Source organism: Mycolicibacter algericus DSM 45454 (genome assembly GCF_002086455.1).
Taxonomy (GTDB): Bacteria; Actinomycetota; Actinomycetes; order Mycobacteriales; family Mycobacteriaceae; genus Mycobacterium; species Mycobacterium algericum.
Genome location: NZ_MVHC01000006.1, coordinates 21,056 through 44,309, shown reverse-complemented (window position 1 = coordinate 44,309; position 23,254 = coordinate 21,056). Strand labels below are relative to the sequence as shown.

Sequence of the window (23,254 nt, the reverse complement as noted above, 5' to 3'; positions counted from 1 at the left end):
GCCGCGCTGTCCGAGAAGAGCGGCGCCGATGAGCGGCCTGGGTGTGCCGGACATGCCGGCACTGGACGCCTCGGGCGTGCGCTTGGCGATCGTGGCCAGCACCTGGCACGCGCGGATCTGTGACGCCCTGCTGGCCGGCGCCCGCACGGTGGCCACCGACGCCGGGATCGCCGAACCGACGGTGGTGCGCGTGCTCGGGGCCATCGAGATTCCGGTGGTGGCCCAGGAAGTGGCCCGCAACCATGACGCGGTCATCGCACTGGGAGTGGTGATCCGCGGTGGGACACCGCATTTCGACTACGTGTGCGACGCGGTCACCCAAGGGCTGACCCGGGTGTCGCTGGATGCGGCGATACCGGTGGCCAATGGCGTGCTCACGGTCAACGATGAGGAGCAGGCGCTGGACCGCGCCGGACTGCCCGAGTCGAGCGAAGACAAGGGGGCCCAGGCGGCCGCCGCCGCGCTGAGCACGGCGCTGACCCTGCGCGGCCTGCGCGCCGCGCCGTGATGGCCCGGTCGGGATCCCCGCAGTGGGATCTGGAGGTGCGTCCGCGGCTGATGCGCATCGGCTTGTGGAGTGCGGCGATCCTGATCGTGGCGATCCACGTCGTAGTGAGCTTTCTGCTGACGATCCGCTCCAGCGGCGTCATCTTCCGCACCTATGACCGGGTGGCGGTGGTGGTGCTGGGCATCATTGTGGCCGGCTCGTTGCTGGTGTGGACCCGGGCGCGGGTGCGGGCGGGCGAATCCGGGGTGTCGGTGCGTAACGGGCTCGGCGACCGGTTGATCCCGTGGTCGGATGTGCTCGGCGTATCCTTCCCGCCGGGCAAGCGATGGGCCCGGCTGGAGCTGCCGGACGACGAATACATTCCGCTGGTGGCCATCCAGTCCGCCGACAAGGAGGCCGCCGTGGAAGCCATGCGCACGCTGCGGATCCTGGTGGCGCGCTACCGTCCCCCAGGCGAGAAGTCCCCCGCAAGCGGGAGGAGCCCCCAGTGAAGACTCCCGGCTTTGCATGAAAAGTGGGGCTTTCACGTCGGCTCGCAGTAGAAAGTAGCCTGGTCACGTGCCAGACCCCGCGACCTATCGCCCGGCGCCCGGCTCCATTCCCATCGAGCCCGGTGTCTACCGGTTCGTCGACCCGCACGGCCGGGTCATCTACGTGGGCAAGGCGAAAAGCCTGCGGTCGCGGCTGACGTCCTACTTCGCCGATGTCGCCGGCCTGCACCCGCGCACCCGCCAGATGGTGACCAACGCCGCGAAGGTGGAGTGGACGGTGGTCACCACCGAGGTCGAGGCGCTGCAACTGGAGTACAACTGGATCAAGGAGTTCGACCCGCGGTTCAATGTCCGCTACCGCGACGACAAGACCTATCCGGTGCTGGCCGTCACCCTCAACGAGGAATACCCGCGGCTGATGGTCTATCGCGGACCACGCCGCAAGGGGGTCCGGTACTTCGGTCCTTACTCGCACGCCTGGGCGATCCGCGAAACCCTGGATCTGTTGCTGCGGGTCTTTCCGGCCCGGACCTGTTCGGCCGGGGTGTTCAAGCGCCACCAGCAGATCGGCCGGCCCTGCCTGCTGGGCTACATCGGAAAGTGTGCGGCCCCGTGCATCGGGCGGGTCAGCGCCGAAGAGCACCGCCGGATCGTCGACGACTTCTGCGACTTTCTGGCCGGCAAGACCGACCGCCTGGTCCGCAGCCTCGAACAACAGATGCTGGCCGCCTCCGACGAACTGGACTTCGAACGCGCTGCACGACTGCGCGATGACGTCGCGGCGCTGAAACGCGCCCTGGAAAAACAGGCTGTGGTGCTCGGCGACGGCACCGATGCCGATGTGGTGGCGTTCGCCGAGGACGAGTTGGAAGCGGCGGTGCAGGTGTTTCACGTGCGCGGCGGCCGAGTACGCGGGCAGCGCGGATGGATCGTCGAGAAACCCGGTGACACCGGCGATGCGGAGAGCTCCCTGGAACGCCTCGTCGAGCAGTTCGTCACCCAGTTCTACGGTGATCAAGCCGAATTGGAGGGGGCCGCCGACGAGCCGGCCAACCCGGTCCCGCGTGAAGTGCTGGTGCCCTGCCTGCCGGGCAACGCCGACGAGCTGACCAGCTGGCTGTGCGACCTGCGGGGTTCGCGGGTGTCGCTGCGGGTGCCGTTGCGCGGTGACAAGCGCGCACTGGCCGAGACCGTGGAGCGGAACGCCAAAGACGCACTGCAGCAGCACAAGTTGAAGAGGGCCGGGGACTTCACCGCCAGGTCCGCTGCGCTGCAGAATATTCAGGAGGCATTGGGGCTCGCCGACGCTCCGCTGCGCATCGAATGCGTCGACATCAGCCACGTGCAGGGCACCGACGTGGTCGGGTCCCTGGTGGTGTTCGAGGACGGCTTGCCCCGCAAGTCGGACTACCGCCACTTCGCTATCCGGGAGGCGGCAGGGCAGGGCCGCTCCGACGACGTGGCATCGATCGCCGAGGTGACCCGCCGCCGGTTTCGTCGTCACCTGGACACCGAAGTTCTTGCCCCGGAGGGCAAGTCACGTAAGTTCGCCTATCCGCCGAACCTGTATGTGGTGGATGGGGGCGCCCCGCAGGTCAACGCGGCGGCCGCGGTACTCGCCGAACTCGGTATCACCGACGTCGCGACGATCGGCCTGGCCAAGCGGCTGGAGGAGGTGTGGGTGCCCTCCGAGCCGGACCCGGTCATTCTGCCGAGGCAGAGCGAAGGCCTGTATCTGCTGCAGCGGATCCGCGACGAAGCCCACCGGTTCGCCATCACCTACCACCGCAGCAAGCGGTCCAAACGGATGACGGCGTCGGTGCTGGACGCGGTGCCCGGGCTCGGTGAGCATCGGCGCAAGGTGCTGATCTCCCATTTCGGCTCGGTGGCGCGGTTGAAACGGGCTACCGTCGAGGAGCTCACCTCGATCCCGGGAATCGGCGCGGCGACCGCGGCGGCCGTACTCGAGGCACTGGGGGCCGACGGCGCGACGGGTGCCGCTGAACAGCAACGGATGTCGGGATGAACAGCGAATTACCGAAGGGCGTGCGGGAACGCGACGTCGGCGGCCCCGGCGACGGCGCGGGCATCGACGTGGTGCTGGTCACCGGGCTGTCCGGTGCGGGGCGCGGGACCGCGGCCAAGGTGCTCGAGGACCTGGGCTGGTACGTCGCGGACAACTTGCCGCCGGAGCTGATCGCCCGGATGGTGGACCTGGGATTGGCGGCAGGCTCCCGGATCACCCAGCTGGCGGTGGTGATGGACGTGCGTTCGGCCGGATTCACCGGTGACCTCGACTCGGTGCGCACCGAGCTGGCCACCCGCGGCATCAACCCGCGGGTGCTGTTCATGGAGGCCGGCGACGACGTGTTGATCCGCCGCTACGAGCACAACCGGCGCAGTCATCCGCTGCAGGGCCAGCAGACGCTCACCGAGGGCATCACCGCCGAGCGGGTCATGCTGGCGCCGGTGCGTGCGGTGGCCGACCTGGTGATCGACACCTCGGTGCTCAGTGTGCGTGAGCTGCGGGAGAGCATCGAGGAGATGTTCGGCGGGGACGCCATCAGTGCTCCGACATCGGTTACCGTCGAGTCCTTCGGCTACAAGTACGGTCTGCCGATGGACGCCGACATGGTGATGGACGTGCGGTTTCTACCCAATCCGCACTGGGTCGACGAACTGCGTCCGCACACCGGCCAGCATCCGGCGGTGCGCGACTACGTGTTGAGCCAGCCGGGTGCAGACGAATTCCTCGACGCCTACCATCGGCTGCTGTCGCTGGTGGTGGGCGGCTACCGACGAGAGGGAAAGCGATACATGACCGTGGCCATCGGGTGCACCGGCGGCAAGCACCGCAGTGTCGCCATCGCCGAGGCGCTGGCGCAGCGGTTGGACACCGAGGACGCGTTGGACGAGCTGTCGGTGCGCGTACTGCACCGGGATCTGGGTCGCGAATGAGCATCGAGCCCGCCGGCGGTAACCCGGGCATCGTTGCGCTCGGCGGCGGGCACGGTCTGTATGCGACGCTGTCGGCTGCCCGGCGGCTGACCCCGCACGTTACGGCGGTGGTCACCGTGGCCGACGACGGCGGCTCGTCGGGGAGGTTGCGCGGCGAGCTGGACGTGGTGCCGCCGGGGGATCTCCGCATGGCGCTGGCGGCATTGGCCTCCGACAGCCCCACCGGACGGCTGTGGGCCACCATCCTGCAGCACCGGTTCGGCGGCACCGGGGCGCTGGCCGGCCACCCGATCGGCAATCTGCTGCTGGCCGGACTCAATGAGGTGCTGGCCGACCCGGTGGCGGCGCTCGATGAACTCGGGCGGATGCTCGGCGTCAAGGGACGGGTGCTGCCGATGTGCCCGATCGCGCTGCAGATCGAAGCCGACGTGTCCGGACTCGACGCCGACCCGCGGCTGTTTGGGGTGATCCGGGGCCAGGTGGCGATCGCGACCACGCCGGGCAAGGTTCGCCGGGTGCGGCTGCTGCCGGGCAATCCGCCGGCGACCCGGCAAGCCGTCGACGCCATCATGGCGGCGGATCTGGTGGTGCTGGGCCCGGGATCGTGGTTCACCAGCGTGATCCCGCACCTGCTGGTGCCCGGGCTGGCCTCGGCGCTGCAGGGCACCAAAGCCCGCCGCGCCCTGGTGCTCAACCTGGTCGCCGAACCGGGGGAGACCGCCGGATTCTCGGTCGAGCGGCATCTGCACGTCTTGGCCCAGCACGCCCCGGGTTTCACCGTCGATCACATCATCATCGACGCCGGCCGGGTGCCCAGCGAGCGCGAACGCGAACAGTTGCGTCGCGCGGCGACCTTGTTCGAAGCCGAGGTTCGGTTCGTGGACGTCGCCAGACCTGGTACACCTTTACATGACCCAGGAAAGTTGGCGGCAGCGCTGGACGAGGTTCGGGCAGCCGGCGCGTCGTCGCCGCGGATCCCGACACCGGCCACAGCGCCCGTCGAGGGCGGGGGCCGGCGATCCGGCGTGAGTGGACCGAGCGGGCTCGGGCCGGGAGGTGACAAGTCGTGGCGATGACGGCGGAAGTCAAGGACGAGCTGAGCCGTCTCGTGGTTAGTTCGGTCACGGCGCGCCGCGCCGAGGTCGCGGCGTTGCTGCGCTTCGCCGGCGGGCTGCACATCGTGGCCGGTCGGGTCGTGGTCGAAGCCGAGGTGGATCTGGGCGTCATCGCGCGCCGGTTGCGCAAGGACATCTTCGACTTGTACGGCTACAGCGCGATCGTGCACGTTCTGTCGGCGAGCGGGATGCGCAAGAACACCCGCTACGTGCTGCGGGTCACCAAGGACGGGGAAGCACTGGCCCGCCAGACCGGATTGCTGGACTTACGTGGCCGGCCGGTGCGCGGCCTGCCCGCCCAGGTCGTCGGCGGCAGCGTGGCCGACGCCGAAGCCGCTTGGCGGGGAGCGTTTTTGGCGCACGGATCGTTGACGGAGCCGGGCCGGTCCTCGGCGCTGGAGGTCGGTTGTCCCGGTCCGGAGGCGGCGCTGGCGCTGGTCGGTGCGGCACGGCGGCTCGGGGTCAGCGCGAAGGCCCGCGAGGTGCGCGGTGCGGACCGGGTGGTGGTGCGTGACGGCGAGGCGATCGGCGCATTGCTGACCAGGATGGGCGCCCAGGACACCCGGCTGGTGTGGGAGGAACGCCGGATTCGCCGTGAGGTGCGTGCGACGGCCAACCGGCTGGCCAACTTCGACGACGCCAACCTGCGTCGTTCGGCCCGCGCCGCGGTGGCCGCCGCGGCGCGGGTGGAACGCGCCCTGGACATTCTGGGCGACACCGTCCCCGAGCACCTGGCCTCGGCCGGCAGGCTGCGCGTCGAGCACCGGCAGGCGTCGCTGGAGGAACTGGGCCGGCTCGCCGATCCGCCGATGACCAAAGATGCGGTGGCCGGCCGGATTCGGCGGTTGTTGTCGATGGCCGACCGCAAGGCCAAGCAGGACGGCATCCCCGACACCGAGTCCGCGGTCACCCCGGAGTTGCTGGAAGACGCCTGAGGAGCCGTCAGTGAAAGTGGCTAAGAGATGGCCACATCTGCGCCCAGGTGCCGCGAGGCTGCTGGCACAGGTAAATCGTGCGATCGGTTTCCCAGGTGTGTTTGCCATCATCGGCGACGACAGTCGCCAACGGTGTGACCTGGGACCAGAAGTCGAGTAGATAACTGCGCGGGAAGTCGCCAACGCAGAGCACGGTGTCCACGCGGCCCGTCGGCGGGCCCCACAGAGCGTAGTTGTTATGCGCGCTGTAAACGGGATGTCGAAGATCAGCAGCTGGTCCGAGGATGGTCAACGCGCCGGCTTCGGTGTAGTAACCGGCGAAGATCGGGACGTCTGCGGGCAGGGGTGAAGCTGCGGCAACCACCTGTTCAGTGAACTGTGGCCAACCGTATGTTGAGGCCAGCCACGGGTTGATCGTGCGCAATGCCTGGGCCGTCGAGATCGGTAGCACAGGTAGGCAGAGGAGGACGGCGCCCACGAACGACACCGCAAGCGTGGCCGTCCAGCGCAGTGGCGGCCAACCACTTTCGCGCGTTTCGTCGAGTTGCAGACGGGCACGTCGAGCAGATTCGACACGCACCGCTCCGGCAGCGAACAGCACGGCGAAGACCGGAGCCGCGTAGTACGGTCTGCCGCTGGCGCTGGTGAAGGCGATCAGTGCCACCGCAACCACGACCAGCATCCACCGATGCTCACGCTGAGCCGGTGAGATCAACCACCGGATCCCAAACGCCCACAACACAACCAGTAGCGGGCCGGCGACCACCACTGTCAACAGTGGCAGCTGGAGCAGCGAACCCAAGGTGTTGCGCGAATGTTCTGCGATCATCTGCGCGAACCGCAGATTCGGCCACCCATGCGTCGCGAGCCACCAAAGGTTCGGGGTGGCCAGCAGAAGCGTCAGGCCGGCGGCAAGCCAGGGGCGTGGGGTACGCAGCGTCTCGCGCCGGAACATCACCAGGCCTGCAGCAATTCCGGCAATTAGTACGGCGGCGGTGTGCTTATTCTCGAGCCCGATTCCGGCGGCTGCACCGGCAAGCAGCCAAGATGGCGCGGTGTCGCGGCGTAGTGCGCGCGCGACCAACGCGAGCACGGCCACCCAGATGAGCTGGTCGGTGACGGTCGGGCCGAAAAACGCGGAGAGCCCAACGAACGCCGGAGAGGATGCAACGGCTGCGGCGGCGATGATTTGCGCGAGACGTCGGCCGCCGAGTTCCGCCGTCAGCAGAGCCGCTGACACGATGCAACCGACGTGCGCGGCGATGGCGAACAACCGCAGCGTCAGCAGACTACCCCCGGGGAGGGCTTCGGCGACACGCGCCAGCAGCGGCACCAGCGGAGGTTGATCGACATATCCCCACGCCGGGTGGCGACCGCAGATCACGAAATAGAACTCATCGGGGAACCAGCCGTACCTGGTCGCCACCACCAGATGAACCGCGGCGGCGATCGCCGCCACGACCGTCACCGGTAGCCGCGCTATCGCGGGCCGATGCGCAACCGCTGAATCGCTCAAGACCTACCGCCGTCCCGCAGCTTGAAGGAATGGGTGTTGCGAAATTGGATCCTAGGCGTAGTGACCCGGAAGCTGGTGAATCATGGTCGACGCTAGCGGCGTCCAACCCGAAATCGCCTCGCACGGCTGCGGTTACCGATATAACTGAACGCGGCACACGGCAGGGAGCGAGGGCAGCATGGGGTTCATCAAACCGTCGGCTCCCGACGTGGATCCCGAGGGCTGGCGCTCCACCGGGTGGGCGGCCCGGATTCAGGTCTGCAGCCGGCACTGGGCCGAACACGGCTTCGGTACCCCGTCCGGGGTGTATCTGATCTACCTGCTCAAGGTCGTGGCCTACGCCGTGGGCGCGGCGGCGGTCATCGCACTGACCCCGGGGCTGGGCGGCCTGGGCCGGATCGGCGAATGGTGGACGCAGCCGATCGCCTACCAGAAACTCGTGGTGTTCAGTCTGCTGTTCGAGATCCTGGGCCTGGGTTGCGGGTCCGGTCCGCTGACCGCCCGGTTCTGGCCGCCGATCGGTGGTGCGCTGTATTGGTTGCGGCCCAACACGATCCGGTTGCCGCCGTGGCCCGGCAAGGTTCCATTCAGCAGCGGCGACACCCGCACCGTCGTCGACGTCGCGCTGTACGCCGGGGTGCTGGCGTCGGGGATCTGGGTCCTGCTGTCACCGGGGCGGGGCGACCCCGGCCCGGTGGGCCTGCTCGACCCGAGACTCGTGGTGCCGATGATCGCGGCGCTGGTCCTGCTGGGTCTGCGGGACAAGACCATCTTTCTGGCGGCCCGCGCCGAGCATTACGGGCTGACGTTGCTGGTCTTCTTCTTTCCCTACGTCGACCAGATGGCCGCGTTCAAGCTCATCATCCTCGGGTTGTGGTGGGGCGCGGCAACCTCCAAACTCAACCACCACTTTCCCTACGTGGTCGCGGTGATGACGAGCAACAACGCGCTGCTGCGCTCGAAGATCTTCACCGGTGTCAAACACCGGATGTACCGGGATCACGTCAACGATCTGCGCCCCACCCGGATACCGCAGCTGATGGCACACGTCGGCGGCACCACAGCCGAATTCGTGGTTCCGGCGCTACTGGTGCTCGTCGCCGGTGACCACCCGTGGCGGTGGTTCCTGATCGCGTTCATGGTGGTGTTCCACCTCAACATTCTCTCCAACCTCCCGATGGGAGTCCCGCTGGAATGGAATGTGTTCGTCCTGTTCTCGCTGTTCTTCCTGTTCGGGCAGCACCCCGAGATCAGCGTCTACGACCTGCGGTCGCCGTGGCTGCTGGCCGTCCTGCTCGTAGGACTCGTCGTGATTCCAGTCGCCGGAAACATGTTTCCGCAACAGATTTCGTTCCTCCCGGCGATGCGGTACTACGCGGGAAACTGGGCGGCCAGCTTCTGGTGCTTCCGCGCCGGCGCCGAGGACACCCTGGAAACCAACATCGTCAAGAGCTCCGCACTGGTCATCAACCAGTTGGCCAGGTTCTACGACCAAGCAACCGCCGACCTGGTGGCAGACAAGGTCCCGGGGGCGTTTCGTGCCATGCACCTGCACGGCCGGGCGCTGAACGGACTGGTGTACCGCGCGGTGGAGAACCCGGCCGACTACAGCATCCGCGACGGCGAGATCATCGCCGGCCCGCTGATCGGCTGGAACTTCGGCGAAGGACACCTGCACAACGAGCAACTGCTGGCCGCGGTGCAGCGCCGCTGCCACTTCGCCGAAGGCGACCTGCGGGTGATCGTGCTGGAAGGCCAGCCCATCCACCGCCAGGAACAGGCCTACCGGATCGTCGACGCCAAATCCGGGCTGATCGAAGCCGGGTATGTGGCCGTGGCCGACATGCTCAGCCGGCAACCGTGGCCCGAGCCCGGCGACGAGTTTCCGGTCCGCATCACCGCGCAGTAAGCTACGGCCGCGTCGCCGCCGTACCCGATGACCTGTAGGTGCGGTCACGCACTAGGCTGGCGGCGAATACACCAGCAAACTAGGCGACACGAGGAGAGACCAGTGACGGTCCGGGTAGGCGTGAACGGCTTCGGCCGCATCGGGCGCAACTTCTTCAGGGCATTGGACGCGCAGCAAGCCCAGGGTGCCAACACCGACATCGAGATCGTCGCGGTCAATGACCTGACCGACAACGCCAGCCTGGCCCACCTGCTGAAATTCGACTCCATCCTGGGCCGGCTGCCCCACGACGTCAGCCTCGAGGGCGACGACACCATCGTCGTCGGCAACACCAAGATCAAGGCGCTGGAGGTCAAGGAGGGCCCGGCCGCGCTGCCCTGGGGTGACCTGGGTGTGGACGTCGTCGTCGAGTCCACCGGCATCTTCACCAAGCGCGACAAGGCGCAGGGCCACCTGGACGCCGGCGCCAAGAAGGTGATCATCTCCGCCCCGGCCAGCGACGAGGACATCACCATCGTGCTCGGCGTCAACGACGACAAGTACGACGGCAGCCAGAACATCATCTCCAACGCCTCGTGCACCACGAACTGCCTGGGCCCGCTGGCCAAGGTCCTCAACGACGAGTTCGGCATCGTCAAGGGCCTGATGACCACCATCCACGCCTACACCCAGGACCAGAACCTGCAGGACGGCCCGCACAGCGATCTGCGTCGCGCCCGTGCCGCCGCGGTCAATATCGTGCCCACCTCCACCGGCGCCGCCAAGGCGATCGGCCTGGTGCTGCCGGAGCTGAAGGGCAAGCTGGACGGCTACGCGCTGCGGGTGCCGATCCCCACCGGCTCGGTCACCGACCTGACCGCTGAGCTGGGCAAGTCCGCCTCGATCGACGACATCAACGCCGCGATGAAGGCCGCCGCCGAGGGCCCGATGAAGGGCATCCTCAAGTACTACGACGCCCCGATCGTCTCCAGCGACATCGTCACCGACCCGCACTCATCGCTGTACGACGCCGGGCTGACCAAGGTGATCGACAACCAGGCCAAGGTGGTGTCCTGGTACGACAACGAGTGGGGCTACTCCAACCGGCTGGTGGACCTGATCGCGCTCGTCGGCAAGTCGCTGTAAGAGCGATCGTGGCTGTGTCTTCAGTCAAGGCTGTTTCAGAACTGATCGCCGAGGGGGTTTCGGGGCGGGGCGTGTTGGTGCGCTCCGACCTGAACGTTCCCCTCGACGAGGGCAAGATCACCGACCGGGGCCGGATCACCGCGTCGGTGCCCTCGCTGCGCGCGCTGGTCGACGCCGGCGCCAAGGTGGTGGTGGCCGCGCACCTGGGCCGGCCCAAGAACGGGCCGGACCCCAAGCTGTCGCTGGCCCCGGTTGCCGCCGCACTCGGAGAGCAACTGGGTCGGCACGTCCAGCTGGCCGGTGATGTGGTCGGCACCGACGCGCTGGCCCGCGCCGAAGGCCTCACCGACGGCGACGTGCTGCTGCTGGAGAACATCCGGTTCGACGCCCGCGAGACCAGCAAGGACGATCAGGAGCGCCTCGCGCTGGCGCGGGCGCTGGCCGAACTGGTCGCCGCGCCGGACGGCTCCTCGGGGGCGTTCGTCTCCGACGGCTTCGGTGTGGTGCACCGCAAACAGGCCTCGGTGTACGACATCGCCACCCTGCTGCCGTCGTACGCCGGAACGCTGGTCGCCGCGGAGATCCAGGTGCTGCGGCAGCTGACCGAGTCGACCGAGCGGCCCTATGCCGTGGTGCTGGGCGGGTCGAAGGTCTCCGACAAGCTCGGTGTCATCAAGTCGCTGGCGACCAAGGCCGATTCCATCGTGATCGGCGGCGGCATGTGCTTCACCTTCCTGGCCGCCCAGGGTCTTCAGGTCGGGACCTCGCTGCTGGAGGCCGACATGGTCGACACCTGCCGGCAACTGCTCGACGACTACGCCGACGTGCTGCGGCTCCCGGTCGACATCGTCGTCGCCGACAAGTTCGACGCCGGCGCCACCCCGGAAACCGTTGCCGCCGATGAGATTCCGGAGGGCAAGATGGGGCTGGACATCGGCCCCGGCTCGGTGCAGCGCTTCGCCGCGCTGCTGGCCAACGCCAAGACCATCTTCTGGAACGGGCCGATGGGCGTGTTCGAGTTCCCGGCGTTCGCCGCCGGCACCAAGGGCGTGGCCGAGGCGATCGCAACGGCCACCGGCAAGGGCGCGTTCAGCGTCGTCGGCGGCGGGGACTCCGCCGCGGCGGTTCGGGCGCTCGGCCTGCCCGAGGACGGTTTCTCGCACATCTCCACCGGCGGTGGGGCGTCGCTGGAATACCTTGAGGGAAAACCACTGCCAGGCCTGCAGGTACTGGAAACCGGAGGGGCGCAATGAGCCGCAAACCGCTGATCGCCGGCAACTGGAAGATGAACCTCAACCACTTCGAGGCGATCGCACTGGTGCAGAAGGTGGCGTTCTCGCTGCCGGACAAGTACTACGACAAGGTCGACGTCACGGTGCTGCCGCCGTTCACCGACCTGCGTAGTGTGCAGACGCTGGTCGACGGGGACAAGCTTCGGCTGACCTTCGGCGCCCAGGACCTCTCGCAGCACGACGCGGGCGCCTACACCGGCGAGATCAGCGGGGCGTTCCTGGCCAAGCTGGGCTGCAGCTACGTCGTCGTCGGCCACTCCGAACGGCGCAGCTACCACGGCGAGGACGACGCGCTGGTGGCCGCCAAGGCCGCCGCCGCGCTCAAGCACGGGCTCACCCCGATCATCTGCGTCGGCGAACACCTCGAGATCCGGGAAGCCGGCAACCACGTCGAGTACTGCGTGGACCAGCTGCGCGGCTCGCTGTCCGGGCTGAGCGCCGAACAGATCGGTGCGAGCGTCATCGCCTACGAACCGGTGTGGGCGATCGGCACCGGCCGGGTCGCCGGTGCCGCCGACGCCCAGGAGGTGTGCGCGGCGATCCGCGCCGAACTGGGCAAGCTCGCCTCCCCGAAGATCGCCGAGGCGGTACGGGTGCTCTACGGCGGCTCGGTCAACGCCAAGAACGTCGCGGAACTCATCGCCCAGCCCGACGTCGACGGCGGTCTGGTCGGCGGGGCGTCGTTGGACGGCGAGCAGTTCGCCACCTTGGCGGCGCTGGCGGCCGGCGGGCCGCTCCCGTGATGGCAGCCGGGCAACGGTAGGGTAGCGCCATGATCTTGACGCTGCAGATCCTCTTGGTGATCACCAGCCTGCTGGTGATGCTGCTGGTGCTGCTGCACCGCGCCAAGGGCGGCGGCCTGTCCACCCTGTTCGGCGGCGGCGTGCAGTCCAGCCTGTCGGGCTCGACGGTGGTCGAGAAGAACCTCGACCGGCTGACCTACTTCGTCATCGCCATCTGGCTGGTGTCGATCATCGCGGTCGGTCTGCTGATCAAGTACAGCTGACGGCGGTCAGCCGGCCCGCGCCACGATCACGGGCGTGCGGGCCGCGTGGACCACGGCGCGGCTTACCGAGCCCAGCAACATGCCGGCGAAACCGCCCCGACCGTGGCTGCCGACGACGACCAACTGCGCCGATCTGGAATGTTCGATGATGTGCTTGGCCGGGCGGTCGAGCACCAGCAGGCGATGCACCGCCACGTCGGGGTAGCGCTCCTGGAAGCCGGCCAGGGCCTCGGCCAGCACCGCCTCGGAGCCGGCCTTTAGCGCAGCCCAGTCCGCATCCGGAAGCTGCAGTGCGGACCCGTCCGTGCCGGCGTGCAGCGCGATCAAGTCCACCCCACGCCAGGACGCCTCCTCGAACGCGAGCTCGGTGGCCAGCGCGGAAGTCGCGTCCCCGTCGATCCCCACGACCACTGGCAGCCGGTTCGGCTGCGCCGCGGTGGGTGCGCGGCCGTGGATGATCGCGACCGGGCAATGGGCGTGCCGCACCAGTTCGGAGCTGACCGAGCCGAGCAGCGTCTCGCCGATCATGCCCAGCCCGCGCGGGCCGACCACCAGCAGGCGCGCCGCTTTGGACAGGTCCACCAGGGTCGGCACCGGGATGCCTTCGATCACCTCACCTCTGACATCCAGCGGGTGGCCCGCGGTGGCGGGCTCGGCGGCGCGGGCGAGACCGATCGCGTCGGCGATCACCCGCTGTCCCTGCGATACCCGCTCGTTGTGCAGCGCGGTCCTGCCGGCGGCGGAGACGAACTCCACCGAGCCCCGGGGCAGTGGCGGTACCACGTGCACTATGGTCAGGCCGATATTGCGCATCTTCGCCGCATGGACGGCCCACCGGATGGCGTCATGCGATGCCGGTGACCCGTCGGCACCGACGATGATTCCGGAACCTACTGTAGTAGAAGACATTTCGATTCCATCCCGGCGCTCAGCTCAGCTGGCGACCTGCACCTTGATGTGTTTTTCGGGTGGAGCGGCCGGTTCGGTGACCGCCACGGAAACGGTCAGGATGCCGTTGTTGTAGCTGGCTTTGATGTCGTCCTCGTCGGCGCCCGCCGGCAGCGTGACCGACCGGACGAACGAGCCGTAGGAGAACTCCGAGCGGCCCTTGGTCGGGTCGATACCCGGCAGCTCGGCGCGCACCACGTAGTGGCCGTCTTCCAGCTGGTCTTTCAGGCTGCCGCCGGATCTGCAGATCTTTCATGATGCGTCCTTTGTTGCGTTCGGATACTTCCGATTCCACTCCCCGCGACAGGCCCGGGGCAGGGCCGGAAGTCCCCTCCGGGTAGGGATGTTCGTCGTCAGTCCGCCAGTGCTCAGAACTCGCAGAACCGGCTCACACAGCCCCCGGCGAACGCCGTGTCGACGTGGGGCACCGCGGGCTCGGGGGAGGCGAAGCTGAGCACCTGTCCTTCCCGGCTGCCATAGCGGTACACGGTGATTCCCTTGACTTTCGCCCGCCAGGCATCGTGGTAGACGGCGCGGACGTCGTCGACAGTCGCGGTGGCCGGCAGGTTCACCGTCTTGGAGACGGCGGCATCGACATGGCGCTGAACGGTCGCCTGCATCCGCAGATGCCACTCCGGGGCGATCTCGCCCGCCGTCGGAAACGCGGACTGAATCTCCGCGGGTATCCGGTCATAGCCACGGACCCCGCCACACTGCGCGATCTCGGTGAACAACTCGTCGTGGTACAGGCCTCGGTCGCGGGTGAGCCGGTCGAAGTAGGGGTTGACCTCCAGCAGGTGGCGGCCCAGGATCGCGCGGGTGTAAGCGATCGCGAACATCGGCTCGATGCCGGCGGTGGTGCCGGCGATCAGGGAGATGGTTCCTGTCGGGGCGATCGAGGTGACCTGCGCGTTGCGCATCGGCACCGTAGTGGCGAACCGGCTGCGGCCGAAAGCCGGGAATACTCCGCGGGTTTCGGCCAGTCGCGCCGACGCTGCGTGCGCCGCCCGCTGGATGTGAGCGGCGATGCGCCCGCCCAGGCGGACGCCCCGGGCACTGTCGTAGGGGATCCCCAGGATTGCCAGCAGTTCCGCCAACCCCATCACGCCCAGGCCGATCTTGCGGGTCGCCCGGCTGGCGTCGTCGAGCTCGGGAAACGGGTAGGCGTTGACGTCGATCACGTCATCGAGGAAACGCACCCCCAGCTCGACCACCTCGGTCAGCCGGTCCCAGTCGACCCGGCCACCGCGGACCAGCTGCGCCAGGTTGACCGACCCCAAATTGCAGGATTCGTACGGCAGCAACGGAACCTCGCCGCACGGGTTGGTCGCCTGGATCCGGCCCGCGTCCGGCGTGGGGTTGGCGCGGTTGATCGCATCCAGGAACAGCAGGCCCGGATCGCCGCAGCGGTGAGCGGCGTCGCAGATCGCGGAGAACACCTCGACTGCCGGTACCTCGGACACGGTCCGGCCGGTGCGGGGGTTGATCAGCCGGTGGCGCCCGCCTCGGGCCACCGCACGCATGAACGCGTCGGTGACTCCGACCGACAGGTTGAAATGGGCCAGGCCGGCCGGTGTTCCGGATTTGGCGGCGATGAAGTCGAAGATGTCGGGGTGGGACACGTCCAGCACCGCCATGCAGGCGCCGCGGCGCCGCCCACCGAGCTGGACCACCTCGGCGGCGGTGTCGAACAACCGCAGAAACGGCACCGGCCCACTGGCGCTGCCCCCGCTGCCCACCCCATCCCCGGCCGGGCGCAACTGACCGAACGCGTACCCGGTGCCGCCCCCCGCCTGATGGATCTCGGCGGTGTGGCCCAACGTGGTGAAGATCGACCGCAGCGAATCCTCCAACGGCAGCACGACGCAACCGGACAGCAGGCCCAGCGGAGTTCCGGCGTTCATCAATGTCGGCGAATTGGGCAGAAACTCCAGCCCCCGCAGCAGCTCTGAGAACCGCTGCGCCCACTGCGCCGATGATCCGGCGCGGTAGGTGTCCTCGGCGCCGGCGACGAACGCCGCGACCCGCTCCATCATCTCGCCGGTCGACTCGGTGGGCCGGCCCCGGTTGTCGCGCAGCAGATAGCGCTCACTGAGCACGGTGACCGCGGCCAGGCTCAGCTTCAACTCATCCCGTACCCCGAGCAGCCGTTTGGCGGTCCGCAGCTCGGCGCGCTGCTGACGGAAAATGATGTAGGCGCGGGCAATGTCGTCGAATCCGGCGGCGTTCAGTTGCGACTCCACCACATCCTGGATCTGTTCGACGGCGACCGGCCGGCCGTGCCCGCGGCGGCCCAGCTCATCGGCGACGGCCCGGGCCACCTGGGCCGCCACCGCGGCATCGGGGTGGCCGGTCTCGCGGGCCGCCCGCCCGATCGCGGTCTCGATGCGTCCCGGGTCGAAGGCCACCGAACGCCCGTCGCGGCGGCGGACCGTGCTGGGCCACCGGGGATCGTGTCGTCGTGCGCCCATGACCTCGAGTATGCGACGCCGCCGCGGGCCCACGCTGACGAACGGCCCGGCCGGGCGAGGACTTCGGGCCCTCGCATTGCGCGGTGCACTGGGAGCACAGTGGTGTTGTGTGACGGCGACCGACCGATGCACGACGGCGGTGACGGCGATGATCGATACAGCAGATGTGAGAAGCCCACGGGTGCGGCGACTGTTTCGCGACCGTCGGGAGGCCGGTCGCGTCCTGGCCGACCTGCTGACCGCCTACCGGGGACGCGACGACGTGATCGTGCTCGGCCTGGCGCGGGGCGGCATCCCGGTCGCTTGGGAGGTCGCGGCCGCTCTTGATGCGCCGCTGGACGCCTTCATCGTTCGCAAACTCGGGGCGCCCGGCCATGAAGAGTTCGCGGCGGGCGCGCTGGCCAGCGGCGGGCGTGTGGTGCTCAACGATGACGTGGTGCGCGCGCTGCGGATCACCCCGCAACAGCTGCGCGATATCGCCGAGCACGAAGGCCGTGAGCTGGCCCGGCGCGAGGCCGTCTACCGTGACGGGCGCCCCCCGGTGGCCCTCGCCGGCAAGACGGTGATCCTCGTCGACGACGGGCTGGCCACCGGCGCCAGCATGCTCGCAGCCGTGCAGGCACTGCAGGACTTCGAACCCGCACACATCGTGATCGCCGTTCCCGCGGCGCCGGAATCGACCTGTCGGGAATTCGCCGGTCTCGTCGACGACGTGGTGTGCGCCACCATGCCGACCCCGTTTCGTGCGGTCGGCGAGTCGTTCCGGGACTTCAGCCAGGTCTCCGACGAGGAGGTCCGCACGCTGCTGGCCAACCCGGCCCAGCCGGCCACCAGTCGGAAACCGGCGTCCACCCCGGTCGAGGTGATTCGTCGCGCCGCGATCGACGCCCCGGCCGGTGTACCGCCGCGGGCGGCGCTGGAGCAACTGATCGGCGACGCCCGCATCGTGCTGATCGGTGAGGGCTCGCACGGCACCCACGAGTTCTACGCGGCCCGCGCGGACATCACCCGATGGCTGATCGCAGCGAAGGGGTTCTGCGCCGTCGCCGCTGAGGCGGACTGGCCGGACGCCCAGCGCGTCAACCGCTATGTCCGCGGCTTGGGTGAGGACACCGACGCCGATGCGGCGCTGAGCGGATTCGAGCGTTTCCCGGCGTGGATGTGGCGCAACACCGTGGTCCGTGAGTTCGTCGACTGGCTGCGCGCCCACAATCAGCGCTGCGGATCGTCCGGCCGCCAAGCCGGCTTCTACGGGTTGGACCTCTACAGCCTGCACCGATCGATGCAGGCCGTGATCGGCTACCTGGAGACGATCGATTCGGCGGCGGCGGCGCGCGCCCGGGCCCGCTACGCGTGCTTCGATCACACCGCCGCGCAGGATGGTCAGGCCTACGGATACGGCGCGGCGTTCGGCGCCGGACCGTCCTGCGAGCGCGAGGCGATCGAGCAGCTGGTCGAGTTGCAGCGCGACGCGCTGAGCTATGCCCAGCGTGACGGGCTGACCGCGCAGGATGCGCTCTTCGACGCCCTGCGCAACGCCCACACCGTCCGCAACGCCGAGGTGTACTACCGCGCGATGTTCAGCGGTCGGGTCACCTCATGGAATCTGCGGGATCAGCATATGGCGCTGACCCTGGATGCGCTGCTGGCCCACCTCGACAATCGCCCCGGCGCACCGCCGGCCCGCATCGTGGTGTGGGCACACAATTCTCACGTCGGTGACGCCAGGGCGACCGAGATGTCCGGCGACGGCCAGCTCACGCTCGGCCAGCTGGTGCGCCAGCGCTACGGCGATGCGGTGCGCCTGATCGGCTTCAGCACCTACAGCGGTACGGTCACCGCGGCCAGCGAGTGGGGCGGACCCGCCGAATACAAGACGGTCCGTCCGGCGCTGAACGGCAGCATCGAGGAACTTCTCCATTCCACCGGCAGAACCGAGTTCCTGCTGTCGACGCTCAAGCCCTCCGCGGCGACCGCGGTGCTCGGCGCCGTCCGGCTGAACCGCGCCATCGGCGTGATCTATCAGCCCGCCACCGAACGGCAGAGCCACTACTTCCACGCCAGGCCCGCCGACCAGTTCGACGCGATCATCCATATCGACAACACCTGCGCCCTGGAACCCCTTGAAGTCACCAGTGTTTGGGTCGAGGGCCAGAACCCGCAGACCTACCCGAGTGGCATATAGCTGCGTTGGGCGGGCCGATCGCTGCGCAGGCTCAGCGCACCGTCCGGTTGCGCAGCGCGTTGAACATGCCACGCACCATGTTCTCGGTCGCTGCCAGCGGCGCCATCGCGGTCTCGCCGACGCTGACGATGTCGTCCATCCGGCTGACGATGGTCTCCACCGGCTCGATCAGGGCAACCAGTCGGCGGGCCAGGTCGTCGAGACTGGCCATGGTCTCATCAAGGTGGTCCAGGCCGTCACCGAGGCGTTCGACGGTGGCGTTGAGGCCGGCCAGGGAACTGTTCAAGGCGTTCATCGTGTCGCCCAGGCCATTCAGGACGTCTTCGAGTTGCCCGACCGTCACGTCGGCGTTCAGCGCCGCCTGCGCCAATGTCTTGAGCCGATTGCGTTCCCCGCCGGTGCCCGAGCCTCTGTCTGCCATGCCGCTCATTATGACGTGGACAGGCCGGCGGCCGCTGCCTCGTCGAGCAACCAGATCGTCTCTTCCCGCCCGACGGCCCCGGCCGCCGGAACCGACACCGGGTCGGCGCCGCCGACCGCGGCGGCCACCGCCTCGGCCTTGGCCGCCCCGGACACCACCAGCCACACCTGACGGGAGCGACGCACCGCGGGCAGCGTGAGCGTGATGCGCCGCGGCGGCGGCTTGGGCGAGTCGTAGACCGGCAGCACCAGCCGGGCGGATTCGATTACCGCCGGGGTATCGGGGAACAGTGAGTTGACGTGGCCTTCACCACCCATGCCCAACAGGTGCACATCGAAGTCCGGTGTGCGCTCACCGGGTTCGGCATGATCGGCCAGCAGCTGCTCGTAGGCCAGCGCCGCGACGTCCAGATCATTGCCGAACGCGCCGTCGCTGGCGGCCATCGCGTGAATGTTGTCGGCCGGGATCCCGACGTGGTCCAACAGCGCCTCGCGGGCCTGCTTTTCGTTGCGCTCGTCATCGTCGCCGGGGACGAAGCGGTCGTCGCCGAAATACACGTGCACGGATTCCCAGTCGATCCGCGCGGCATGCTCACCGAGCCGACGCAGCAGCCCGATACCGGTACCGCCGCCGGTCAACACGATCAGTGCGCGGCCCCGCGCTGCCAGCGCCGCCTCGATGGCATCGGCAAGCCGGTCACCGGCCGCGGCGATGAGGTCATCGGCACCGGGGTAGATCGCTACGGTCACAGATACTCCACTTCTTCGAGGCCGGCCAGTGCGGCACCATACACAGCGTCGGAGTCCAGTCGGCGGAGGTCTTCGGCCAGGCACTCGGCCGTCACCCGGCGGGGCAGCGGAACCAGCGCGTCGGGTCTGGCCGTGCGGCTCAACGTGGCGATCACGCCGTGCTGCGGCCGGCTCAGCGCCACGGTCTCGCTGTCGCGCACCAGCTCGATCTTCAGCTCACCGACGGCGCGGCGCACCGGGCCGTAGATGCGGCTGGCCAACCAGCCGGCCAGGATGTCCAGGGCCGGCTCGGTGGACAGCCCCGACACCAGCGCCGAGCGGACCGGCTCGAAGGGCGGCTGATCCAGCGCGGAAGCCAGCAGCGCCCGCCAGTAGGTGATGCGACTCCACGACAGGTCGGTGTCGCCGGCGGTGTAGCCGCCCCGCCGGCTCTTGATCGCCGCCAGTGGGTCGGGGCTGTTGGTGGCGTCGGTGATCCGGCGCAACGCCAACGCTCCCAGCGGATCCTCGGCCGGCGCGGCCGGCGCGACATCGGGCCACCAGGCGACCACCGGAATGTCGGGCAACAGGAACGGCACCACGACCGCGTCGGCGTGCCCGGACAGCGGGCCGGAAAGCCGCAGCACCACCACCTCGCCGGCGCCGGCGTCACCGAACATCCGCAGCTGGGCGTCCAGCCGCGGCGGACTGTCGTCGGGCTCACCCGCCAACACCACGACCACCCGGCTGGGATGCTCCTGGCTGGCGATGTTGGCCGCGGCGATGGACTCTTCGAGCAGCATGTCGTTCTCGGTGCTTTCCAGGGCGATGATCAGGGTCAACACCCGGCCCGTCGTCGCCGCCCCGACCTGCTCGCGCAACTCGTCGAGCTTTTTGTTGATCGCGTTGGTGGACGTGTCGGGCATTTCGATGATCACGGCCGCCGCCATTCCCGGCCGGAGCGCTCCAGCATCTCGAACGACGACCGCGGGCCCCAGGTGCCGGCCGCGTACGGCTCGGGTCTGCCGTGCTCTGCCCAGTTCTCCAGCACCGGATCGAGGATCTCCCAGGACAATTCGACTTCGGCGTTGACGGGAAACAGTGACGGCTCGCCGAGCAGCACGTCCAGGATCAGGCGTTCGTAGGCTTCCGGCGAGTCCTCGGCGAACGCCGAGCCGTAAGAGAAGTCCATGTTGACGTCGCGGACCTCCATGAGATGGCCCGGCACCTTGGAACCGAACCGCAGCGTGATCCCCTCATCGGGCTGCACCCGGATCACCAGCGCGTTCTTGCCCAGCTCGTCGGTCATGGTGGCGTCGAAGGGCAGGTGCGGCGCCCGTTTGAACACCAGCGCGATCTCGGTGACGCGGCGCCCCAGCCGTTTTCCGCTGCGCAGGTAGAACGGCACACCGGCCCAGCGCCGGGTGTCGACCTCCAGCGTGATCGCCGCATAGGTCTCGGTGCGCGAGTCGTGGGCGAAGCCCTCCTCGTCGAGCAGGCTGACGACGTGTTCGCCACCCTGCCACCCGGCGGCGTACTGGCCGCGGGAGGTGGTCTCGTCCAGCGGCTGTGCCAGCCGGGTGGCGGAGAGCACCTTGATCTTCTCGGCTTGCAGTTCGGCGGGGGAGAAGCTGACCGGCTCCTCCATGGCGGTCAGGGCCAGCAATTGCAACAGGTGATTCTGGATGACGTCGCGGGCCGCGCCGATGCCGTCGTAGTAGCCGGCCCGCCCACCCAGGCCGATGTCCTCGGCCATGGTGATCTGCACATGGTCGACGTAGTGCGCATTCCAGATCGGGTCGAAAAGCTGGTTGGCGAAGCGCAGCGCCAGAATGTTCTGCACCGTCTCCTTACCCAGATAGTGGTCGATGCGGAACACCGACTCCTCCGGGAAGACGCGGTTGACCACGCTGTTGAGCTCGCGGGCGCTGTCCAGGTCGTGGCCGAACGGCTTCTCGATCACCACCCGGCTCCAACGGCCGTCTCGCGGGCGTGCCAGCCCGCTGGCGTGCAGCTTCTCGCACACCACCGGGAACGCGTCGGGTGGGATCGACAGGTAGAAGGCGTGATTTCCGCCGGTGCCGCGTTCGGCGTCGAGCTTGTCCAGCGTCTCGGCCAGCTCGGCGAAAGCCGCGTCGTCATCGAAAGTGCCTTGCACGAACCGGAATCCCTCGGCCAGCCGGTCCCAGACCACCTGTCGGAACGGAGTCCGGGCGTGCTGCTTGACGGCCTGGTAGACCACGTCGGCGAAATCCTCGTCGGCCCACTCCCGGCGGGCGAAACCGACCAGCGCGAAGGTGGGTGGCAGCAGGCCGCGGTTGGCCAGGTCGTAGATGGCCGGCATGAGCTTGCGGCGCGCGAGGTCACCGGTGACACCGAAGATCACCACCCCGCACGGGCCGGCGATGCGGGGCAGCCGCTTGTCGCGCTTGTCCCGCAGCGGGTTTTGCCAGCCCCCGGCGGTGTGTCGCGCGGTCGCTGCGCTCACCATCAGGTCACTTGGCGGCGTTGAGCTGCGATGCCGTGGCCTCCAGCAGTTCCCCCCACGACGCCTCGAATTTGTCCACGCCTTCGGACTCCAGCACCACGAACACGTCCGAGACGTCGATGCCGGCCGTTGCGAGCTGATCGAAGACCCGCTGCGACTCCGACGCGGTGCCGGCGATGGTGTCGCCGGCGATGTCACCGTGGTCGGCCACCGCATCCAGGGTCGGCTCCGGCATGGTGTTGACGGTGTGGGGGGCCACCAACTCGGTGACGTAGAGGGTGTCCGGGTAGTCGGGGTTCTTGACGCCGGTCGACGCCCACAGCGGGCGCTGGACCCGGGCGCCGTGGGCGGCCAGCGCGGCGAAGCGCTCGCCGCCGAAGACCTCTTCGTAGGCGGCGTAGGCCAACCGGGCGTTGGCGACGCCGGCCTTGCCGCGCAGCGCCAAGGCATCGGCCGAGCCGATCTTCTCCAGCCGCGCGTCGATCTCGGTGTCCACCCGGGAGACGAAGAAGGATGCCACCGAGTGGATCTTGGCCAGGTCATGTCCGGCCGTCTTGGCCGCCTCCAGGCCGGCCAGGTAGGCGTCCATCACCTCGCGGTGGCGCTCGACGGAGAAGATCAGCGTGACGTTGACCGAGATCCCTTCGGCCAGTGTCGCGGTGATGGCCGGCAGTCCCGCCTTGGTCGCCGGGATCTTGATGAACAGGTTCGGCCGGTCGACGATCTTCCACAGTTCGACGGCCTGGGCGATGGTCTTGTCGGTGTCGTGGGCCAGCCGGGGATCGACCTCGATCGACACCCGACCGTCGACCCCGTCGGATGCCTCCCACGCCTTCGTCAGCACGTCGCAGGCGTTGCGGACGTCGTCGGTGGTGACGGTGCGGATCACGGCGTCCACATCGGCGCCGCGAGCGGCCAGCTCGGCCAGCTGCTTGTCGTAGGCGTGCCCCTTCTCCAGCGCCTTCTGGAAGATGGTCGGGTTGGTGGTCACCCCGACCACGCTGCGGGTGGCGACCAGTTCGGCCAGGTTGCCCGACGTCAGCCGGTCGCGGGACAGGTCATCGAGCCACACCGACACGCCGGCGGCGCTCAGCGCGGCAAGCCGTTCATTCTGAGTCATGTTGCGCTCCTTCTCAATCGGCCGTCATGCGGCCACAG

At 68.6% G+C, this 23,254-nt stretch carries 20 protein-coding genes and 1 pseudogene; 12 read left to right on the top strand and 9 right to left on the bottom strand.

The window, feature by feature from the left end:
- The first annotated feature begins 28 nt into the window (after window positions 1-28).
- From ribH to whiA, 6 genes are all read left to right on the top strand, one after another.
- Window positions 29-508, top strand: a complete 480-nt coding sequence (gene ribH / locus BST10_RS08055; protein WP_083037377.1) for a 6,7-dimethyl-8-ribityllumazine synthase — start codon at window positions 29-31, stop codon at window positions 506-508.
- Window positions 508-999, top strand: coding sequence for a PH domain-containing protein (locus BST10_RS08050; RefSeq protein ID WP_083037376.1), 492 nt, complete (start codon window positions 508-510; stop codon window positions 997-999). The genes ribH and BST10_RS08050 overlap by 1 nt, the downstream gene beginning before the upstream one ends.
- 67 nt (window positions 1,000-1,066) lie before the next feature.
- The gene (gene uvrC, locus BST10_RS08045; RefSeq protein ID WP_083037375.1) at window positions 1,067-3,025 is read left to right on the top strand and encodes an excinuclease ABC subunit UvrC; all 1,959 of its coding nucleotides are present in this window, start codon (window positions 1,067-1,069) and stop codon (window positions 3,023-3,025) included.
- Window positions 3,022-3,957 (top strand): RNase adapter RapZ, encoded by a 936-nt coding sequence (rapZ, locus tag BST10_RS08040; RefSeq protein WP_083037374.1) that lies wholly within the window; start codon window positions 3,022-3,024, stop codon window positions 3,955-3,957. The genes uvrC and rapZ overlap by 4 nt, the downstream gene beginning before the upstream one ends.
- Complete coding sequence (gene yvcK, locus BST10_RS08035; protein ID WP_013829212.1) at window positions 3,954-5,033, top strand: uridine diphosphate-N-acetylglucosamine-binding protein YvcK; 1,080 nt, start codon at window positions 3,954-3,956, stop codon at window positions 5,031-5,033. The genes rapZ and yvcK overlap by 4 nt, the downstream gene beginning before the upstream one ends.
- Entirely contained in the window at window positions 5,030-6,007 is a 978-nt protein-coding gene (gene whiA, locus BST10_RS08030; RefSeq protein ID WP_109559457.1) for a DNA-binding protein WhiA, read from the top strand. The genes yvcK and whiA overlap by 4 nt, the downstream gene beginning before the upstream one ends.
- Before the next feature lie 7 nt (window positions 6,008-6,014).
- Here the strand turns inward: whiA and BST10_RS08025 are convergent, their stop codons facing one another.
- Window positions 6,015-7,466, bottom strand: a complete 1,452-nt coding sequence (locus BST10_RS08025) for a glycosyltransferase family 39 protein (protein ID WP_083037480.1) — start codon at window positions 7,464-7,466, stop codon at window positions 6,015-6,017.
- Window positions 7,467-7,701: 235 nt separating this feature from the next.
- Between BST10_RS08025 and BST10_RS08020 the strand changes: the two genes are divergently transcribed.
- From BST10_RS08020 to secG, 5 genes are all read left to right on the top strand, one after another.
- A complete protein-coding gene (locus tag BST10_RS08020) occupies window positions 7,702-9,432 on the top strand; it encodes a DUF3556 domain-containing protein (RefSeq protein WP_083037372.1) in 1,731 nt (576 codons plus the stop codon).
- 102 nt (window positions 9,433-9,534) lie between these two features.
- Entirely contained in the window at window positions 9,535-10,557 is a 1,023-nt protein-coding gene (gene gap, locus BST10_RS08015) for a type I glyceraldehyde-3-phosphate dehydrogenase (RefSeq protein ID WP_083037371.1), read from the top strand.
- A 14-nt stretch (window positions 10,558-10,571) separates the two neighbouring features.
- Window positions 10,572-11,810 carry a phosphoglycerate kinase gene (locus BST10_RS08010; protein ID WP_083037370.1) on the top strand — a complete coding sequence of 413 codons (1,239 nt, stop codon included), beginning with the start codon at window positions 10,572-10,574 and terminating at the stop codon, window positions 11,808-11,810.
- Window positions 11,807-12,592 (top strand): triose-phosphate isomerase, encoded by a 786-nt coding sequence (gene tpiA / locus BST10_RS08005; RefSeq protein ID WP_083037369.1) that lies wholly within the window; start codon window positions 11,807-11,809, stop codon window positions 12,590-12,592. Before BST10_RS08010 ends, tpiA begins: the two co-directional genes overlap by 4 nt.
- A 29-nt stretch (window positions 12,593-12,621) precedes the next feature.
- Entirely contained in the window at window positions 12,622-12,855 is a 234-nt protein-coding gene (gene secG / locus BST10_RS08000) for a preprotein translocase subunit SecG (RefSeq protein ID WP_083037368.1), read from the top strand.
- A gap of 6 nt (window positions 12,856-12,861) precedes the next feature.
- Here secG and BST10_RS07995 read toward each other — a convergent pair whose 3' ends face one another.
- From BST10_RS07995 to BST10_RS07985, 3 genes and pseudogenes are all read right to left on the bottom strand, one after another.
- A complete protein-coding gene (locus tag BST10_RS07995; RefSeq protein ID WP_083037367.1) occupies window positions 12,862-13,764 on the bottom strand; it encodes a universal stress protein in 903 nt (300 codons plus the stop codon).
- A gap of 24 nt (window positions 13,765-13,788) precedes the next feature.
- Window positions 13,789-14,031, bottom strand: a pseudogene (locus tag BST10_RS07990) (Hsp20/alpha crystallin family protein); the annotation flags it as partial.
- A 140-nt stretch (window positions 14,032-14,171) separates the two neighbouring features.
- On the bottom strand, window positions 14,172-16,274 hold the full coding sequence (locus tag BST10_RS07985; protein ID WP_083037365.1) for an adenosylcobalamin-dependent ribonucleoside-diphosphate reductase: 2,103 nt from the start codon (window positions 16,272-16,274) through the stop codon (window positions 14,172-14,174).
- Window positions 16,275-16,422: 148 nt separating this feature from the next.
- On the opposite strand from BST10_RS07985, the gene BST10_RS07980 reads away from it, so the two are divergent.
- Window positions 16,423-18,459: an erythromycin esterase family protein gene (locus BST10_RS07980; RefSeq protein WP_083037479.1), complete on the top strand. Its 2,037-nt coding sequence runs from the start codon at window positions 16,423-16,425 to the stop codon at window positions 18,457-18,459.
- Between the two features lie 31 nt (window positions 18,460-18,490).
- Here BST10_RS07980 and BST10_RS07975 read toward each other — a convergent pair whose 3' ends face one another.
- Genes BST10_RS07975 through tal form a run of 5 tightly spaced genes read right to left on the bottom strand, consistent with a single transcriptional unit; the run spans window position 18,491 to window position 23,216 of the window.
- Window positions 18,491-18,889, bottom strand: a complete 399-nt coding sequence (locus BST10_RS07975) for a hypothetical protein (protein WP_041318028.1) — start codon at window positions 18,887-18,889, stop codon at window positions 18,491-18,493.
- The gene (pgl, locus tag BST10_RS07970; RefSeq protein ID WP_083037364.1) at window positions 18,889-19,629 is read right to left on the bottom strand and encodes a 6-phosphogluconolactonase; all 741 of its coding nucleotides are present in this window, start codon (window positions 19,627-19,629) and stop codon (window positions 18,889-18,891) included. The genes BST10_RS07975 and pgl overlap by 1 nt, the downstream gene beginning before the upstream one ends.
- Window positions 19,626-20,546: a glucose-6-phosphate dehydrogenase assembly protein OpcA gene (gene opcA, locus BST10_RS07965; RefSeq protein WP_083037478.1), complete on the bottom strand. Its 921-nt coding sequence runs from the start codon at window positions 20,544-20,546 to the stop codon at window positions 19,626-19,628. Before opcA ends, pgl begins: the two co-directional genes overlap by 4 nt.
- Window positions 20,543-22,099 carry a glucose-6-phosphate dehydrogenase gene (gene zwf / locus BST10_RS07960; protein ID WP_083037363.1) on the bottom strand — a complete coding sequence of 519 codons (1,557 nt, stop codon included), beginning with the start codon at window positions 22,097-22,099 and terminating at the stop codon, window positions 20,543-20,545. Before zwf ends, opcA begins: the two co-directional genes overlap by 4 nt.
- A 4-nt stretch (window positions 22,100-22,103) precedes the next feature.
- Window positions 22,104-23,216, bottom strand: coding sequence for a transaldolase (tal, locus tag BST10_RS07955; RefSeq protein WP_083037362.1), 1,113 nt, complete (start codon window positions 23,214-23,216; stop codon window positions 22,104-22,106).
- Window positions 23,217-23,254 lie beyond the last annotated feature (38 nt).

Coding starts and splice junctions, on each gene's coding strand:
- tpiA (WP_083037369.1), top strand. CDS start 11,807: ATGAGCCGCAAACCGCTGATCGCCGGCAACTGGAAGATGAACCTCAAC.
- BST10_RS07980 (WP_083037479.1), top strand. CDS start 16,423: ATGATCGATACAGCAGATGTGAGAAGCCCACGGGTGCGGCGACTGTTT.
- ribH (WP_083037377.1), top strand. CDS start 29: ATGAGCGGCCTGGGTGTGCCGGACATGCCGGCACTGGACGCCTCGGGC.
- rapZ (WP_083037374.1), top strand. CDS start 3,022: ATGAACAGCGAATTACCGAAGGGCGTGCGGGAACGCGACGTCGGCGGC.
- BST10_RS08050 (WP_083037376.1), top strand. CDS start 508: ATGGCCCGGTCGGGATCCCCGCAGTGGGATCTGGAGGTGCGTCCGCGG.
- yvcK (WP_013829212.1), top strand. CDS start 3,954: ATGAGCATCGAGCCCGCCGGCGGTAACCCGGGCATCGTTGCGCTCGGC.
- BST10_RS08020 (WP_083037372.1), top strand. CDS start 7,702: ATGGGGTTCATCAAACCGTCGGCTCCCGACGTGGATCCCGAGGGCTGG.
- BST10_RS07985 (WP_083037365.1), bottom strand. CDS start 16,274: ATGGGCGCACGACGACACGATCCCCGGTGGCCCAGCACGGTCCGCCGC.
- tal (WP_083037362.1), bottom strand. CDS start 23,216: ATGACTCAGAATGAACGGCTTGCCGCGCTGAGCGCCGCCGGCGTGTCG.
- secG (WP_083037368.1), top strand. CDS start 12,622: ATGATCTTGACGCTGCAGATCCTCTTGGTGATCACCAGCCTGCTGGTG.
- BST10_RS07995 (WP_083037367.1), bottom strand. CDS start 13,764: ATGTCTTCTACTACAGTAGGTTCCGGAATCATCGTCGGTGCCGACGGG.
- BST10_RS07975 (WP_041318028.1), bottom strand. CDS start 18,889: ATGAGCGGCATGGCAGACAGAGGCTCGGGCACCGGCGGGGAACGCAAT.
- zwf (WP_083037363.1), bottom strand. CDS start 22,099: ATGGTGAGCGCAGCGACCGCGCGACACACCGCCGGGGGCTGGCAAAAC.
- whiA (WP_109559457.1), top strand. CDS start 5,030: ATGACGGCGGAAGTCAAGGACGAGCTGAGCCGTCTCGTGGTTAGTTCG.